Source organism: Hydrogenophaga sp. LT287 (assembly GCF_055702805.1).
Genome location: NZ_JBVPZC010000007.1, coordinates 118,501 through 132,892, shown reverse-complemented (window position 1 = coordinate 132,892; position 14,392 = coordinate 118,501). Strand labels below are relative to the sequence as shown.

The 14,392-nt window shown below is 65.6% G+C and carries 17 protein-coding genes; 5 read left to right on the top strand and 12 right to left on the bottom strand.

The annotated features are described in order from the left end of the window. The first annotated feature begins 9 nt into the window (after nt 1–9). Together AC0GNR_RS08320 and tfpZ are read left to right on the top strand one after the other, a co-directional pair. A complete protein-coding gene (locus tag AC0GNR_RS08320) occupies nt 10–534 on the top strand; it encodes a pilin (protein WP_472900493.1) in 525 nt (174 codons plus the stop codon). A 167-nt stretch (nt 535–701) separates the two neighbouring features. Continuing rightward, nucleotides 702–1,475, top strand: coding sequence for a TfpX/TfpZ family type IV pilin accessory protein (gene tfpZ / locus AC0GNR_RS08315; RefSeq protein WP_472900492.1), 774 nt, complete (start codon nt 702–704; stop codon nt 1,473–1,475). A gap of 33 nt (nt 1,476–1,508) precedes the next feature. On the opposite strand, the gene AC0GNR_RS08310 is transcribed toward tfpZ, so the two are convergent. The 3 genes from AC0GNR_RS08310 to moaC all read right to left on the bottom strand — a co-directional run bounded on the left by AC0GNR_RS08310 (nt 1,509) and on the right by moaC (nt 3,314). Beyond that, entirely contained in the window at nt 1,509–1,754 is a 246-nt protein-coding gene (locus AC0GNR_RS08310) for a hypothetical protein (protein ID WP_472900491.1), read from the bottom strand. After that, nucleotides 1,755–2,705, bottom strand: coding sequence for a GSU2403 family nucleotidyltransferase fold protein (locus tag AC0GNR_RS08305; protein WP_472900490.1), 951 nt, complete (start codon nt 2,703–2,705; stop codon nt 1,755–1,757). It abuts the gene before it with no gap. Between the two features lie 102 nt (nt 2,706–2,807). Continuing rightward, nucleotides 2,808–3,314: a cyclic pyranopterin monophosphate synthase MoaC gene (gene moaC, locus AC0GNR_RS08300; RefSeq protein WP_472900489.1), complete on the bottom strand. Its 507-nt coding sequence runs from the start codon at nt 3,312–3,314 to the stop codon at nt 2,808–2,810. A gap of 59 nt (nt 3,315–3,373) precedes the next feature. Here moaC and AC0GNR_RS08295 point away from each other — a divergent pair, with 59 nt between their 5' ends. Further along, nucleotides 3,374–5,074, top strand: coding sequence for a M48 family metalloprotease (locus tag AC0GNR_RS08295; RefSeq protein WP_472900488.1), 1,701 nt, complete (start codon nt 3,374–3,376; stop codon nt 5,072–5,074). Between the two features lie 158 nt (nt 5,075–5,232). On the opposite strand, the gene AC0GNR_RS08290 is transcribed toward AC0GNR_RS08295, so the two are convergent. Next, on the bottom strand, nt 5,233–5,586 hold the full coding sequence (locus AC0GNR_RS08290) for a phage holin family protein (protein WP_472900487.1): 354 nt from the start codon (nt 5,584–5,586) through the stop codon (nt 5,233–5,235). A 70-nt stretch (nt 5,587–5,656) separates the two neighbouring features. Next, nucleotides 5,657–6,376, bottom strand: coding sequence for a TerC family protein (locus AC0GNR_RS08285; RefSeq protein ID WP_472900486.1), 720 nt, complete (start codon nt 6,374–6,376; stop codon nt 5,657–5,659). A 210-nt stretch (nt 6,377–6,586) separates the two neighbouring features. On the opposite strand from AC0GNR_RS08285, the gene AC0GNR_RS08280 reads away from it, so the two are divergent. Further along, the gene (locus AC0GNR_RS08280) at nt 6,587–7,048 is read left to right on the top strand and encodes a DUF3717 domain-containing protein (protein ID WP_472900485.1); all 462 of its coding nucleotides are present in this window, start codon (nt 6,587–6,589) and stop codon (nt 7,046–7,048) included. Nucleotides 7,049–7,250: 202 nt separating this feature from the next. On the opposite strand, the gene AC0GNR_RS08275 is transcribed toward AC0GNR_RS08280, so the two are convergent. Both AC0GNR_RS08275 and purB read right to left on the bottom strand, forming a co-directional pair. Continuing rightward, nucleotides 7,251–8,018, bottom strand: a complete 768-nt coding sequence (locus AC0GNR_RS08275) for an oxygen-binding di-iron domain-containing protein (RefSeq protein ID WP_472900484.1) — start codon at nt 8,016–8,018, stop codon at nt 7,251–7,253. Nucleotides 8,019–8,226: 208 nt separating this feature from the next. After that, nucleotides 8,227–9,654: an adenylosuccinate lyase gene (gene purB / locus AC0GNR_RS08270; protein WP_472900483.1), complete on the bottom strand. Its 1,428-nt coding sequence runs from the start codon at nt 9,652–9,654 to the stop codon at nt 8,227–8,229. A gap of 136 nt (nt 9,655–9,790) precedes the next feature. Between purB and AC0GNR_RS08265 the strand changes: the two genes are divergently transcribed. Beyond that, the gene (locus AC0GNR_RS08265) at nt 9,791–10,405 is read left to right on the top strand and encodes a glutathione S-transferase N-terminal domain-containing protein (protein WP_472900482.1); all 615 of its coding nucleotides are present in this window, start codon (nt 9,791–9,793) and stop codon (nt 10,403–10,405) included. 20 nt (nt 10,406–10,425) lie between these two features. Here the strand turns inward: AC0GNR_RS08265 and AC0GNR_RS08260 are convergent, their stop codons facing one another. The 5 genes from AC0GNR_RS08260 to AC0GNR_RS08240 form a co-directional block, all read right to left on the bottom strand. Continuing rightward, on the bottom strand, nt 10,426–10,869 hold the full coding sequence (locus AC0GNR_RS08260) for a nuclear transport factor 2 family protein (protein WP_472900481.1): 444 nt from the start codon (nt 10,867–10,869) through the stop codon (nt 10,426–10,428). Nucleotides 10,870–10,876: 7 nt separating this feature from the next. Then, nucleotides 10,877–11,752, bottom strand: coding sequence for an SDR family NAD(P)-dependent oxidoreductase (locus tag AC0GNR_RS08255; protein ID WP_472900480.1), 876 nt, complete (start codon nt 11,750–11,752; stop codon nt 10,877–10,879). A gap of 144 nt (nt 11,753–11,896) precedes the next feature. Next, nucleotides 11,897–12,430, bottom strand: coding sequence for a DUF3833 domain-containing protein (locus AC0GNR_RS08250; protein WP_472900479.1), 534 nt, complete (start codon nt 12,428–12,430; stop codon nt 11,897–11,899). Between the two features lie 10 nt (nt 12,431–12,440). Next, nucleotides 12,441–13,790 carry an MFS transporter gene (locus AC0GNR_RS08245; RefSeq protein ID WP_472900478.1) on the bottom strand — a complete coding sequence of 450 codons (1,350 nt, stop codon included), beginning with the start codon at nt 13,788–13,790 and terminating at the stop codon, nt 12,441–12,443. Then, nucleotides 13,787–14,386, bottom strand: a complete 600-nt coding sequence (locus AC0GNR_RS08240; RefSeq protein WP_472900477.1) for a chalcone isomerase family protein — start codon at nt 14,384–14,386, stop codon at nt 13,787–13,789. Before AC0GNR_RS08240 ends, AC0GNR_RS08245 begins: the two co-directional genes overlap by 4 nt. Nucleotides 14,387–14,392 lie beyond the last annotated feature (6 nt).

Sequence of the window (14,392 nt, the reverse complement as noted above, 5' to 3'; positions counted from 1 at the left end):
AGTTTTCAAATGAAGCGTTCCATGCAAAAAGGTTTCACCCTGATCGAACTGATGATCGTGGTGGCCATCATCGGTATTTTGGCTGCTGTGGCTTTGCCGGCTTACCAGGATTACACCGTTCGTTCGAAAATTACCGAAATGATGATCGCTGCCAGCTCACCCAAGAGCCTGATCAGCGAGGCTTTCCAGAGCGATGGTCTGACTGGCGTGACGGCTGCTGCCACCGAGTACAACGCCCGTCCGGCCGCTGAGAAAACTTCGAAGTATGTGTCCGACCTTCAAGTTGACGTCGACAACGGCTCTATTACGGTGACCTCTGCTGCTGCAGCCACTTCGGGTTTGCCAACCGATGCAGCATTGATGACTTTGGTGCTCACGCCCAACGTGAACAACACGGCTCTGATTGCTGGTGCCACCGGTGCGATCGACTGGGCCTGTGCCTCGCTCAGCGCCAACACAGCAACGGCTCGTGGGTTGACTGCGGCGCCTCTGGGTACCATGCCTGCCAAATACGCGCCTTCCGAGTGCCGTTAATTCCGGGTTCACCCCTGGGCTAGAAAAGGGCGCTACGGCGCTCTTTTTTCGTCTGTGTACTCCCTCATCCCTTGTCGGTAATGCAGACTCGATCATTCGGTATGCTCAGGCCATCATTGCGATCGTTGGCACACACGACGCCGAGATACCTGCATTGCGATAAACCCATGACACTTCCCAGTTCCCGATTTCGTTATGCCCTTCGCTGGGCGCTGGGTCACCTCGCGGTCAGCCTGGCAGTGGCTGCCCTTTCGGCCTTCTTGGTCTTTGGCTTGTGGTATCCGGCTCCCTGGCGGCAAATGCTGGGCGTGGCTGGCATTTTTGGCCTGGTGATGGTCGCGGATGTGGTCTGTGGTCCCCTGCTCACGCTGGTGCTGGCCAGTCCAGGCAAGTCCCGTCGGGAACGCTGGGTGGATCTTGCGCTGGTTGCGAGCATTCAGCTCGCGGCTTTGGCTTATGGTTTGTGGTCGGTACACGGAGCACGTCCTGTCGTATTGGCTTTCGAGGTGGACCGCTTCGTGGTCGCTACAGCGAACGAGGTGCAGACCAGCCAGCTCCAAGATGCGCCGACGGAGCTGCAGAGCCTACCTTGGGCAGGTGTGCGTAGGGTGGCCTTGAGAAAAGCGACGTCTTCGCAGGAATTTCTGGAAAGTGTGGATGCCTCCTTGCAAGGCGTATCGGCCGCGATGCGCCCGGGTTGGTGGCGTCCTTTTGAAGAGGCTCGTCCTGAAATAGCACAGCGGGCCAAACCGCTGTCAACGTTGCTGGAAAAGCGCCCGGAGCAGAGAGCCCTGCTTGAAGCGGCAGCGTCGGAAACAGGGCTTCCCATGGAAGGCCTTCGGTATTTGCCGCTGACGTCCAGCAAGCAGATGGATTGGGTCGCGCTGCTCAACGCCTCGGGCGATATCGTCGGGCATGCGCCCGTGGATGGTTTCGACTGAATCGTGGAACATTTGGGATCAGAACAATTGGGGTCAGATACCGTCTTGAAAGTCAAGCCTTGGTCGAGCGATGCTTGGGTCAAAGGGCACCCCAGACTTCAAGACGCCGTAGATCAGTTGCACCAATTTGTGCATGCACGCACCGATCACCGCCTTGGGCGCCAAGCCAGCGGCTTGCAGGCGAAGGCCAAAGGCCTTGACCACGGGGTTGTATTTGAGTGCCACCATGGCCGGCATGTAGAGCGAGTGACGCACGAGGTAATCGGGGTCAGATTCCAATTACCTCAGGTGTACCAAAAAGTCGTCCCAGAGGCGCTGGACAATCTGGGCTTGCAGTGCGTCTTTGGGGCGCTTGAGCGGGTCGCGCTGGGGCGACGCGGCAATGGCGGTTTTGACCCTCACGAAGTCCAGCGGGTGCACGGTACGCATCATGGCCATGTCACCCTTGGGTGATGCAACCATCCGCTCGAACTTCCGGCCCGACACCAGTTGGTTGCCCGATGAAACCTGCACGGCCCAGAAGTCTTCTTCCTTGGCGCTCATGGGCAAGGGGTGCGGATCGCCATCGATCGCGGTACGACGGATCAGGTCTATTTCAAAGCCGTCGTCATTGACCGCAGTTTGCAACTGGTCTGAGCGGACGCGAAAGGTTTTGTCGGCCTTGCGGAAGATGTCGATCAGCGAAGAGTCCAGGCGTTTCAGGGTGGTCACGAACGACACATGTCGGCGGGTGTCGTACAGCAGGTCCATGTCACGTGTGGCCAGCGCGTCGGTGCCCACCCGCACGCCGCAAGCCGACTCGTAGGCGTACAGCGCATGGGTGCCCACGGTCAGGAACTGTTCGGCAATGCCCGCCTTCTCCATCGATTGCAGCAGCGAGACCACGACGTGCGGTGTGCGCCCGACGCCATAGACCCTGTTGAGCTTTCGCATCTCGTCGAGCTTGAGGGCCAGCGACTTTTTGCTTTGTTCGGCCTGCTTTTTTCGCTTCATGAAGCTGGCGTAGATCGCTTGTGTCTGCTCAGAATCGGGACCCAGGCTGCGTTGGGCACCAGCCGCCGAGGTGCGAATGAGGGTGTTGACGCCCCTGAGCTCGCGCCAGAACATGGTGCCCCGAACGGCGGCGGCTTCCTTGACTGCGCGCGAGTGGGCACCGAAGACGGCCGCCGCGTCGGTGTACTGGCGCAACTGGTTTTCGCTGTTCTCGGTGACGAGGTGCGCCAGGGTCATGGCTTGTTCAATGATGATTGCAGAAAATCACTTTTACATTGAACAATGAAATAAATCAATAATCTCTTGCGACAGGATGCTCCGAAGGCTGGGGATGCGTGGTCAGTCCTTTGCCGCCACAAAATGCCCACTCTTCCCACCCCGCTTTTCCATCAGGCGCACCCCGCTGATGGTCATGCCCCGGTCTACCGCTTTGCACATGTCGTAAATGGTGAGCAGCGCCACGCTGCACGCGGTCAGGGCTTCCATTTCCACGCCGGTCTGGCCGGTGCATTCGGCGGTGGCTTTGCACCGCACGCTGTTGGCCGCCGCGTCCACCTCAAATTCCACCGCCACGCGGGTGAGCGCGAGCGGGTGGCACAGGGGAATGAGGTCGCTGGTTTTTTTGGCGCCTTGTATGCCGGCTATGCGGGCAATGCCCAGCACGTCGCCCTTTTTGGCGTTGCCGCTCTGAATGAGCGCCAGGGTGGCGGGCTCCATGCTGATCTGGCCTTCAGCCACGGCCACGCGGTGGGTGCTGGCTTTGGCGGACACGTCGACCATGTGGGCCTGGCCCTGGGCGTCGAAGTGGGTGAGGGGGCTGCTGGGGGTGGCGTTTGTGTCGGTCATGGCGGTGGCTTTGCGCGTGCTTTACAGAAACCTTGTGGGGTTGGCGGCATCATACGGGCATGCGTTTGCCTTTGACTTTCCCTGTACACCGCACCCACGGTGGTGTTTGCCAGCTCACGGCCGCCTTGGTGGTGGCGCTGGGCCTGGCCCCGGTTTCTTTGACGGTGGCCCAAAACCTGCCGCCTGCGGCCGAACCCCCTGCGCTGGTGTCGGGCGGTTTGCCGGGCTTGGGCGATGGGCAGGGCATGTCGATTGCGGCCGAGCGCCGGCTGGGTGACCGCATTGCGCGCGACATTTACCGCGACCCGGACTACCTGGACGACCCGGTGCTGGGCGACTATTTGCAGGCCATCTGGCAGCCGCTGCTGGCAGCGGCGCGGGCGCGGGGCGATGTGCCGCCCGAGCTTTCAGAGCGGCTGGCCTGGGAGCTGATGATTTCACGCGACCGGCGGGTGAACGCGTTTGCGTTGCCCGGTGGTTACCTGGGCGTGCACCTGGGGCTGATAGCCGCCACTGACAGCGCGGCCGAGCTGGGCTCTGTGATGGCGCACGAGCTGAGCCATGTGTCGCAGCGCCACATAGCGCGGCTGGTGGCGCGGCAAGACCGCATGGCGCCCTGGATGATGGGCGCCATGATTTTGAGTGCTCTGGCCGCCCGCGCCAACACCGAGGTGGCCAGCGCGGCCATGCTGGGCAGCCAGGCGGTGGCGGCGCAAACGCAACTGAACTTTTCACGGGACATGGAGCGCGAGGCCGACCGGGTGGGCTTTGGCGTGCTCACCGGCGCAGGCTTTGACGGCCAGGGTTTTGTGGACATGTTTGACAAGCTGCAGCAGGCTTCGCGCCTGAGCGACGACGGCTCGTTTCCCTACCTGCGCAGCCACCCGCTGAGCAGCGAGCGCATGGCCGACATGCGTGCGCGCCTGCCGCTGGAGCCCACGCGCCCCGCCGTGGGGCCGCTGCGCGATGCCCCCATTGCGCCAGCGCCGGTTCGCCCGGGGCTCGCGCTCAGCCTGCCAGCGGGCACCGGCGCGGCCATGAATGGCGCGCCCACGCTGCGCAGCGCTGCACCGGTGGCGCCCGAGCTGCACACGCTCATGGCCGCGCGCGCGCGCGTGTTGGCCGAAAACGGGCCCGACCGGCTGCGGGCTTGGCTGCAAAGCGGCCAAGGGCCGCAAGCTGCACCGGGCGAGCGCTACGCCGCGGCGTGGGCAGCTCTGCGCCTGGGGCAACCCGACCGCGCGCTGGACCTGGCGCAGCGCCTGCGCCCGCAGGTGGTGCCGGCGGCGCACTGGGTGGTGGACGCGCTGCTGCTCGAAGTGCTCTTGACCGCCCCGCCCGCCACCGGCCCCGCCGCCACGGCACGGGCCAGCGCCCTGGCTGCGCTGCGAGACCAGGCCCTGGCCGGCAGTGGGCGCACGCTCACCCTGCTAGGGGCCCAGGCGGCCCTGGCCACTGGCGAGCCCCAGCGCGCGGCCACGCACCTGCAAAACTGGGTGGTGCAGCACCCACGCGACGCGCTGGCCTGGCAAACGCTGGCCCGGGCGTACCAGGCGCAAGGCCAGACGCTGCGCGCCATACGGGCCGAAGCCGAGTCGCGCGTGGCGCACCTGGACTACGCGGGCGCGGTGGACCGTTTCAAGGCCGCGCAAGCTTTGCCCGCAGCGCAGCGCGCTGCCGACCCGATGGAGCTGGCGATTGTGGACAGCCGCCTGCGGCAGGCCGAGGCGCTGCTGCGCGAGTCGGTGTTGGACGAGTAGCCTGTTGATGCGACCAGGCGACGGATCAACCGTTGGCCCTGGACCGGACCTTCGACAGGCTCAGGACGAACGGGATACAGGGCTTCGACAGGCTCAGCCCGAACGGAAATCAAGACTTCACTGGACCGGATCAATGGGAGCCCGCGCGGCTGGGCGCTTTAAGAGCGGGGAAACAGCGCCTTCAACGCCGCGTCCACCACCAGCATCAGCACGGAATAGATCAGCGAGCCCAGCAGCGCGGCCCAGAAGCCGTCGACGTGGAAACCGTCAAGCAGGCTGGCTGCCGCCCAGAACATCAGGGCGTTGATGACGAACAGAAACAGGCCCAGCGTGACCACGGTGACCGGTAGCGTGAGCACCACCAGAATGGGCCGCAGCAGCGTGTTGAACAAGCCGATGAGGGCCGCAGCGATGAGCGCCGAGCCGTAGCTCTGGATGTGCACGCCAGGGTGGAGGTAAGCCACCAGCAACAGGGCGCACGCGGCAAACAGCCATTTCACGATGAGTTTCATGCGGCTCAGCATAGCAGCGCACCGGCCTTGGCCCAAGCAAAAAAGCGCGGGCGGCCAGCGGCTGGGTGCGTCAGGCCTGTTGCAGCGCGTTGCGCGCGGCCAGCCGTTTGCCCACCGTCAACACCAGCAGCGCACCGGCCACGGCCGCACCGTAATGGATGGCGTTGGTCTGCTCCAGCTTGAGCATCCAGGTCCATTGGTCGGGGCTGGCAAAGGCAGGGTCGGACACCAGCATGCCGCCCGCGATCCAGCCCAGCAGCATGGCGCCAGCGGTGATGATGATGGGGAAACGCGCCATGAGCTTGATGACCAGCTGGCTGCCCCAGACGATGATGGGAATGGAGATGAGCAGACCCAGCACCACCAGCAGCATGGAATGTTCGCCGGCATTTTGAGCGGCGCCGGCAATGGCAATCACGTTGTCCACGCTCATCACCAGGTCGGCCACGATGATGGTTTTGACAGCGGCAAACAGCTTGTCACTGCCCGCCACGTCGCCGTGGCCGTCTTCGTCGGGCGCGAGCAGCTTCACGCCAATCCACACCAGCAGCAGCGCGCCCACAAATTTGAGGAACGGCACATTGAGCAGCGTCATGGCAAACGCGATCAGGATCACGCGCAGCACGATGGCACCCGCCGTGCCCCAGATGATGCCCTTGGTGCGCTGTGCCGGCGGCAGCTTGCGGCAGGCCAGGGCGATCACCACCGCGTTGTCGCCACCGAGCAAGATGTCGATGATGACGATCTGGCCCAGCGCAACCCAGAATTCGGGTGAAGTGAGGAAATCCATAGAGCTTTGTTGGTCGAGTTGTTGGGGGCCGGCTGGCCTGCGTCAGGCCCCGCTGACTGCGGCACGGGATGTTGTGCGGCCTGGGGTCCCTGGGGGGCGAATTGTATCGGCGGGTACCTGTCGGCAGCTGTCAACCCGGTACGCACTTTCCACACCTGCAAAGGCCCGGCACGGCGCGGGGCGGGGTGGTGCTCGTTATCATCCGCCCCCATGGCAGGCATTCACATCACCGACATTGAAGCCGCGATCAACTTCTGGCGTGAGCGCTCACCCTCGCCCGACGGCTTGTCGCTGGCTGTACCTTTGCGTGCGTTGGCCGAGGTGTATGCGCTGATGGTGTACTTTCATGAAGCCGAGGCCGACGAAGCCACTCTGCCCGCAGCCGCCCGTGAGGCATGGCTGGCCTGGTTTGACAGCATGCCCGACACGCCCTGCATTGCCATTTGCTCCACCAGCCAGGGCGATGCCCTGTGCAAGGGTTGTGGCCGCACATTTGACGAAGTGCAGCGATGGACCGAAATGTCGCCCGGCGAAAAGCGCGTGAGCTGGCGGCGCATCACGCTGGAAGGCGATTCCTGGCGGTTCAACCGCTACGCCGAACGGGCGCTGGAGAAAGGCTCCCCCCGCGCCGCAGTACAGTGCTCACCCCCATCGCTTGTTCGCTTCGCGTAACCGCTCCGCCCCACAAGGGGCGATGCGAGTGGCCCGGCGAAGCCGGTTCCACCGCATCCTGGGGCTGAGGCTTCTCGCGCCGGAGAGAAGAACTATGCCGCTGCGGGGGAGTTGATCCCAGGGCACCGCCGGGCCGGCTTTGCCGGACGGCCAGTGCCGCCCCCTGGGGGGTGACGGCGAAGCCGGCGCGGGGGGTTACTTGTTACTGAGGAACGGTGTAGTTGGCTTGCGTCAGGTGGTCCACGCCGCAGTCCACGGTGCCAATCCAGTCGATGAATTCTTTCACCGCCGGCCCGGCCAGGGGCGCGCCGTGCTGCGGCACGATCATGTGGATGGGCAGCGTGCGTGCCATGTTGGCCCACAGGCGCAACACCTTGTTGGACACCATGTAGCGGCGGTGAAACGCTTCCATTTTCGGGATGTGGGCGGCCAGCGAGGTGATGGGTTGGGCCGCGTCGGCCGAGGTGCCCATGGACACACCGAGGTCACCCGAAAACAGGATGCGGCTGACCGGGTCCCAAAACTGGAAGTTGCCTTCGGAGTGCATGAAGTGCGCCGGCAGCGCCACGATTTCGCTGCTACCCAGGCGGATGCGCATGCCGGGGTCGGGAATGCCGATGATGCGGCCCTGGGTTTTGCCGGGCTTGCAAAAGTGCGGCGCAAAGCGTTCCCACAGGCGCGAAATGTAGAGCGTGGCCTGGGTGCTGGTCATCCATCGGTCGAGCGAGGCGATGATGTCCGGGTCGGCGTGCGAGGCCAGGATCATGGACAGTTTTTGCGGCGAAAAATAGCGGCCCACCGTGAGCAGCAGCTCGTTGTAGGCCATGTTGCCGCCGGGGTCGATGATGGCGCCGGTGTCGCCGTGGATCACCAGAAACTGGTTGGCCTGCACCGCTTCACCGCCCTCGTCGCTGAGGTGGGCAAACATGAGGCACACATGGCCGTTTTGGTTGAACAGTTCGATCGCCATGGCGGCAGCTCCGGTGTTGGTCGTTGGGGGTCGCTTGTGTGCGACAAGGGCGGACCAACAGGGTGCGGCCGCGCAGGTGGCGACTGTAGGGGCGCGCCAGGAGCGGCTGTTTGCGCTATGTCAAACGGGTGGCAAACGCCGCTGGCGAGCCCGCCAGCGGTAAGTTCAAAGTGTGCAGTTCAGGCCGCTGAGCGCGGCGACCGGGCCATCAGACGCGCTGCGCCAGCTCGGTGGCCTTGCCGATGTAGCTGCCCGGCGTCATGGCCAGCAGGCGGTCTTTCTCGGCCTGGGGAATCTCCAGGCTGCGAATGAGTGCGTGCAGCGCCTCGGCCGTCACGGTTTTGCCGCGGGTCACTTCTTTGAGCTTTTCGTAGGCGCCTTGCACGCCAAAGCGGCGCATCACCGTTTGAATGGGCTCGGCCAGCACTTCCCACGAGGCGTCGAGGTCGGCCGCCAGGGCTTCTTCGTTCAGTTCCAGCTTGCCCAGGCCTACGCTCAGCGAGTGGTAGGCCAGCACCGCGTAGCCCATGGCCACACCCATGTTGCGCAGCACGGTGGAGTCGGTCAGGTCGCGCTGCCAGCGCGAAATGGGCAGCTTTTCAGAAAGGTGGCGCAGCACCGCGTTGGCCAGGCCCAGGTTGCCTTCGGCGTTTTCAAAGTCGATCGGGTTGACCTTGTGCGGCATGGTGCTGGAGCCAATTTCACCGGCCTTCAGGCGCTGCTTGAAATAACCCAGGCTCACATAGCCCCAGATGTCGCGCGAAAGGTCGATCAGGATGGTGTTGGCGCGGGCCACCGCGTCGAACAGCTCGGCCATGTAGTCGTGCGGTTCAATCTGGATGCTGTAGGGCTGGAAGGTGAGGCCCAGGCCCAGCGGCTCGGCGGTTTCCACCACCTCGCGGCTGAAGGCTTCCCAGTCAAAGTCGGGCCAGGCGCTCAGGTGCGCGTTGTAGTTGCCCACGGCGCCGTTCATTTTGGCCATGAGCTTCACGCCGGCAATGCGGTCGCGGGCGGTGTTCAGGCGCACCACCACGTTGGCCAGCTCCTTGCCCACGGTGGTGGGGCTGGCGGTCTGGCCGTGGGTGCGGCTGAGCATGGGCACGGCGGCAAAGGCGTGGGCCATGTCGCGCAGCTTGACGATCAGGCCGTCCAGCGCGGGCAGCAGCACCACGTCGCGCCCGCCCTTGAGCTGCAGGGCGTGGCTGGTGTTGTTGATGTCTTCGCTGGTGCAGGCGAAGTGCACAAATTCGGAGGCTTTTTCCAGCTCGGGGCGGGCGTCAAACTTGGATTTGATCCAGTACTCCACGGCTTTCACGTCGTGGTTGGTGACCTTTTCAATGTCCTTGATGGCCACCGCGTCGGCCTCATTGAAGTTTTTCACCAGACCCATCAGGTAGGTGCGGGCACCGGGCGAGAGCGGCTTGAATTCGTCGAACCCGGCGTCGGACAGGGCAATGAACCAGGCAATTTCGACCTGCACGCGGCGGTGCATGTAGCCCTGCTCGCTCATGAAGGGGCGCAGGCTGGCCAGGCGGCCGGCGTAGCGGCCGTCCAGCGGGGACAGGGCCGAAACAGGGGACAGGGCGGCAGAGGCCGGGGCGGATGAAGCGGTGGGGTTGGGTGTGGTCGGGCGCATTTGTCGATTGTAGGAGCAGGGCTGGCGCGGGCCTCGTGGTGTGGCCGGGGCGCTATGGGCCGTGTCAGCGCAGCGGTATGCGCGCATCGCTAAAATGGCGAGCCCCAGGGAACCCTGCAACAAAAAACCCACGTCCATGAAACTCATCGGTGCCATCACCAGCCCTTACGTGCGCAAAGTGCGCGTCGTCATGGCCGAGAAAAAGCTCGACTACCAGTTCGTGCCTGAAGACGTGTGGGCGGCTGACACGAAAATTGCCGCGTCCAACCCGCTGGGCAAGGTGCCTTGCCTGGTCATGGAGGGTGGCGAAGCGGTGTTTGACTCGCGCGTGATCGTGGAATACCTGGACACGCTGTCGCCCGTGGGCAAGCTCATTCCCACGCAGGGGCGCGAGCGCGCCGAGGTGAAAACCTGGGAAGCACTGGCCGACGGCGTGCTGGACGCGGCCATTCTGGCCCGCCTGGAAGCCACTTGGCCCGGGCGCACCGAAGCCCAGCGCAGCGGCGCCTGGATCGATCGCCAGATGGGAAAAATCCACGCGTCGCTGGCCTCCATGAGCCAGGGCCTGGGTGACAAGGCGTTTTGTTCGGGCGTGCACCTGAGCCTGTCTGACGTGGCGGTGGGCTGCGCCCTGGGCTACCTCGACTTCCGCTTTCCCGCCATTGAGTGGCGCGCGCCCTACCCCAACCTCGCCAAACTCAGCGACAAGCTGGCGCTGCGCCAGAGCTTCATCGACAGCAAGCCGGACTGAGCTTCGCTTGGGCGCCCCGCTCAGCTGTTGGCGCGGCGCTTGAGCCAGCGCATCAACCTGCCCACCACGGGCAGCTTTTCATACAGCTCCTCGGCTGCGTCCCAGTAGTCGCGGTGGTCGCTGATGCGGCCGTCCGCTGCCAGTACCAGGTGCGAGCCGCCCCGGATCACCTGTTCGGTGGTGGTGTCAAAGCGCTTGAAGCGAAAGCGGAATTCCCACACCAGAAAGGCCTGCGCGCCGTCCACCACTTGCTGCGTGACCACGAAGCGCGGCTCGTGGAGGTTGTGGAACATGTGCTCAAAAATGCCGGTGATGGCGGGCACGCCCTGCACCGCGTTGAACGGGTCTTTGAAGCGAGCGTCGGGCGCGTAGAGCGTATCCATCAGCGCCAGCGACTGCGGCGACAAGGCTTCAAAAAATGCGCTGATGCGCGCCACGGCGGCCCGGGGTTCGGTGGGGTTCATCGTTGGTTCACAGGCCGGTGAAGCGGCGCACGGCCGGGAAATACAGGCGGTAGGGCAGCAGGCGCAGCAGTTTCATCCAGCGCGTGAAGCGCTTGGGGTAGTGGATGTCAAAAGCTCCGTTGGCCCAGCCGTCAACCATGGCCTGCGCGGCCTGGTCGGGCGTGATCAGGGCAGGCATGGTGAAGTCGTTTTGTGCAGTGAGCGGGGTTTGCACAAAGCCGGGGTGCACCACACTCACGCCCACGCCCAGCGGCCCCAGGTCGAGGTAGAGGGTTTCGGCCAGGTTGGTGAGCGCGGCTTTGGTGGGGCCGTAGGCCAGGCTCTTGGGCAGGCCGCGAAAGCCGGCCACGCTGCTGATCAGGCTCACGTGGCCGCTGCCCCGGGCGATGAGGCTGGGCAACACGGCGTCGATCACGTGCAGGGCGCCGGTGTAGTTGATGTCCAGGTGGCGCTTCAGGTCGGCCATGTCCATGGCGGTGGCCCGCATTTCGCGGTAGTGCCCGGCGCAGTAGAGCACCAGGTCCAGCGGCCCTTGTTGCAAGATGGCCTGGGCGGTGCGGGTCACCGCCTGCGCGTCGGTCACGTCCAGCGGCCAGGCCTGGGGCGTGAGGCGGCTGCCGTCGGCTTCGGTGTGTTCGGCCACAAATGCATCGAGCGCGCCTGCGCTGCGGGCCGACACCAGCACCTGCGCACCCCGCGCCTGCAGCGCCGCCGCCGTGGCTGCACCAATGCCGCTGGACGCGCCAATCAGCCAGACGCGTTGGCCGCGCCAGTCGGCGATGGGTGGGTTGAAGGGGCGCAGCAGATGCCAGCCACGTTGCCGCTGCGCGGGGGGGGCTTTGCGCGCGGGGCTGGGTTCAACAAAACTGCTTTGGGGTGTCATGGGTGGGGCCGGTAGGTCAATGAATTCGTGTCAGGTGTTCGTGGCGCCGGAGTGCGACAGCAGCCAAGGGCACCGCCGGGCTGGCTTCGCCAGACGGCCAGTGCCGCCCCCCGGGGGGCGGTGACGCGAAGCGACGCGGGGGGGTCATCTTTTTATGAAGGTCAGCGTGACTTCACCCAGGCGCACGCCGAACTTGCTCATGACCGCTTTGTTGAGCATGACGCGCTCGTCCATCAGGTACATCCAGTCGTCAAACGTGACGTTCCAGACGCGACCGTCCACCGGCAGGGCCAGGGTGTATCCCCAGCGAAAGGCGTTGCCACGGGTTTCGCCCAGGGCCTCGCCCACCACGTCGTCGGCGGTGCCGCTGTAGCGGCCGTCGCCCAGGTGTTTCATGCGCCAGATGCGCTTGCCGGTGGTGCCGTCCGAGTACACAAAGTCTTCATCGAACACGCCGTTGTCGCCGTCCCAGGTGCAGCGCATGACCACGGTGAAGCGCTTGACCACCTGGCCCGAGCGGTCGGTGAACACGCCGTAGGCGTCCAGCATGCCGTTGAAATAGGTGCGCAGGTCCAGCGCAGGCTTTTCGCCCGCGTATTGGGCGATCTGTGGGCCGGCGCAGCCGGCCAGGGTGGCCGCGCCAGCCAGGCCGGCGGTGAGCAAAAGGCGTCGTTGCATGGTGGGGCTTTCAGGAAACAGGGGTGTGGACGAGGTGGCTGGCGGCGGCCCGGCGTTCGGGTCGGATCACCAGCCCATACAGGGCGCCAGCGGCCAGCAGCTTGAGGGCGCAAGGCAGCAGGCAGTAGGCGATGGTGAGGGTCAGCAGGGCTTCGGGCTCGCGCGCGCCGGGGGTGTAGCCAAACCAGGCCAACAGCGGCAGCGCCAGGCCGGCGGCGAGCGCCAGGTTGAGCTTGGCGGCAAAGCTCCACCAGCCGAAGTAGGCGCCTTCGCGCTGTCCGCGCTCGCCCAGTCGGCCAATGAGACCCGCCAGCAGGGCACTGGGCAGGGCCAGGTCGGTGCCCAGCGCGATGCCGGACAGCGCACACACAATGAGAAACGCGGTGGTGTCGCCCGCGCCCAATGTGGCCGCCCAGATGAACACCGCCACGGCCAAGCCCATACCCGTCAGCCAGGTGCGCGCCAGGCCCAGCCGGCCCACCAGCTTCACCCACAGCGGCATGGACAGCGCAGCGCACAAAAAGTAGGTGGCCAAAAACGCGGGTTCCAGGGCGGGCGACGCCTGCAGGCGGTCTTGCACAAAAAACAGCACCAGCGTGGCGGGCACGGCGCTGGCCGTGCCGTTGAGCACAAACACCGCGAGCAGCCGCAAAAAGGCGGGCTGGCGCAGCGGAGAAGGCGCTGGCACCGCACCCGGCAGTGGCGAAGCCGCCATGGCAGCCGGCACCAGCGAACGGCTCCAGGCCCAGCCGCCCAGGGCCAGCAGAACGGCAAAGGCCGACACCGTGGCGCCCAGGCCCAGCGTGCCGGGCAACACCGCGGCCAGCAGCACGCCCACCAAGGCCAGCCCTTCGCGCCAGGCCACCACGCGGCTGCGCTGCGCTTCGCTGCCGCCCAGCCGCGCGCCCCAGGCCTGGTGCGCCACGCTCACCACGCTGTAGGCGGTGTAGGTGACGGCCATTACCGCGCCCGCCCAGCCCAGCAAGGCGGCCATGCCGGCGCTGCGCACAGCCGGCGGCGGAAACAGCAGGCCCCACAGGCCCAGCGCCAGCACCACGGCAGCTACCGCCGCAGCAGCCAGCACGGCGCGGGTTGAGCGGGCAAACAGGCGGTCGCACCAACGACCGATCCAGGGGTCGAGCACGGCGTCGATCAGGCGCGCGCCCAGCAGCACCGCACCGAGGGCGGCCAGCGGCGCGCCAAATTCGCGGGCGTAGTGGTTGGGCAAGATCACATACAGCGGCAGCGCCACAAAGGCCAGCGGCAGCCCCAGCAGGCCATAGCCCAGGCCGTGGCGCCAGGCGCCGGGGCCGATGAAGCGCGCCGCTGGGTCTGTGGCCGTTGCGGCGGTGGGATTCATGGTGTGCGCGGCGCCGCAGCGGCCGCCTGGATCAGCGTGGCGCGCATGGCGGGTTGCGATGTTTTGGGCGACAGCCAGATGCCAAAGAACAGGCGCGAGAAATTTTCGTCGGCCAGTTCGCCGCGCAGCCGGCCGTTCAGGTAAAAGCGCGCGCCGCTGCCGGGCACGTGCACGCCGGTGATGCGGTCGCCGCGCTGCACGTCGGGAAACAGCGTGCTCATGGCCGCCAGCCAGCGCGTGGCCTGCTCGGGCGTGATGGCGGCAATGCCGCGCATTTCGTCGATGGAGCGCTCGGCGATGTCGCGCCCCTTGAAGCTGCGCAGGTAGTTCAGCTCCAGCGCAAAGCGGTGTTGCTCGTAGCGCTGGGCGTCAAAGGCGTTGCCGGCCCACAGGGTGGCGTCGTACACCTCAAAGCCCCACACGCGCAGCCGTGCGTTGCCCTGCAGCTGCTTGTCTTGCAGCGCAGCACTCACGGTGGGCTCGGGCGTGGTGGCTTGCACCAGGGCGGGCCACCACGCGGCGGCTGTCACAGCCAGCAAAAACGCGGCCGCGGGGTGGACGCGACGCAGGCGCAGGGGGCGGGTGGTGGACGGCATGGCAGG

What these genes read in the sequence shown, in the direction of transcription:
- AC0GNR_RS08320 (WP_472900493.1), top strand. Translation starts at nt 10, where the DNA reads ATGAAGCGTTCCATGCAAAAAGGTTTCACCCTGATCGAACTGATGATC.
- tfpZ (WP_472900492.1), top strand. Translation starts at nt 702, where the DNA reads ATGACACTTCCCAGTTCCCGATTTCGTTATGCCCTTCGCTGGGCGCTG.
- AC0GNR_RS08305 (WP_472900490.1), bottom strand. Translation starts at nt 2,705, where the DNA reads ATGACCCTGGCGCACCTCGTCACCGAGAACAGCGAAAACCAGTTGCGC.
- moaC (WP_472900489.1), bottom strand. Translation starts at nt 3,314, where the DNA reads ATGACCGACACAAACGCCACCCCCAGCAGCCCCCTCACCCACTTCGAC.
- AC0GNR_RS08295 (WP_472900488.1), top strand. Translation starts at nt 3,374, where the DNA reads ATGCGTTTGCCTTTGACTTTCCCTGTACACCGCACCCACGGTGGTGTT.
- AC0GNR_RS08290 (WP_472900487.1), bottom strand. Translation starts at nt 5,586, where the DNA reads ATGAAACTCATCGTGAAATGGCTGTTTGCCGCGTGCGCCCTGTTGCTG.
- AC0GNR_RS08285 (WP_472900486.1), bottom strand. Translation starts at nt 6,376, where the DNA reads ATGGATTTCCTCACTTCACCCGAATTCTGGGTTGCGCTGGGCCAGATC.
- AC0GNR_RS08280 (WP_472900485.1), top strand. Translation starts at nt 6,587, where the DNA reads ATGGCAGGCATTCACATCACCGACATTGAAGCCGCGATCAACTTCTGG.
- AC0GNR_RS08275 (WP_472900484.1), bottom strand. Translation starts at nt 8,018, where the DNA reads ATGGCGATCGAACTGTTCAACCAAAACGGCCATGTGTGCCTCATGTTT.
- purB (WP_472900483.1), bottom strand. Translation starts at nt 9,654, where the DNA reads ATGCGCCCGACCACACCCAACCCCACCGCTTCATCCGCCCCGGCCTCT.
- AC0GNR_RS08265 (WP_472900482.1), top strand. Translation starts at nt 9,791, where the DNA reads ATGAAACTCATCGGTGCCATCACCAGCCCTTACGTGCGCAAAGTGCGC.
- AC0GNR_RS08260 (WP_472900481.1), bottom strand. Translation starts at nt 10,869, where the DNA reads ATGAACCCCACCGAACCCCGGGCCGCCGTGGCGCGCATCAGCGCATTT.
- AC0GNR_RS08255 (WP_472900480.1), bottom strand. Translation starts at nt 11,752, where the DNA reads ATGACACCCCAAAGCAGTTTTGTTGAACCCAGCCCCGCGCGCAAAGCC.
- AC0GNR_RS08250 (WP_472900479.1), bottom strand. Translation starts at nt 12,430, where the DNA reads ATGCAACGACGCCTTTTGCTCACCGCCGGCCTGGCTGGCGCGGCCACC.
- AC0GNR_RS08245 (WP_472900478.1), bottom strand. Translation starts at nt 13,790, where the DNA reads ATGAATCCCACCGCCGCAACGGCCACAGACCCAGCGGCGCGCTTCATC.
- AC0GNR_RS08240 (WP_472900477.1), bottom strand. Translation starts at nt 14,386, where the DNA reads ATGCCGTCCACCACCCGCCCCCTGCGCCTGCGTCGCGTCCACCCCGCG.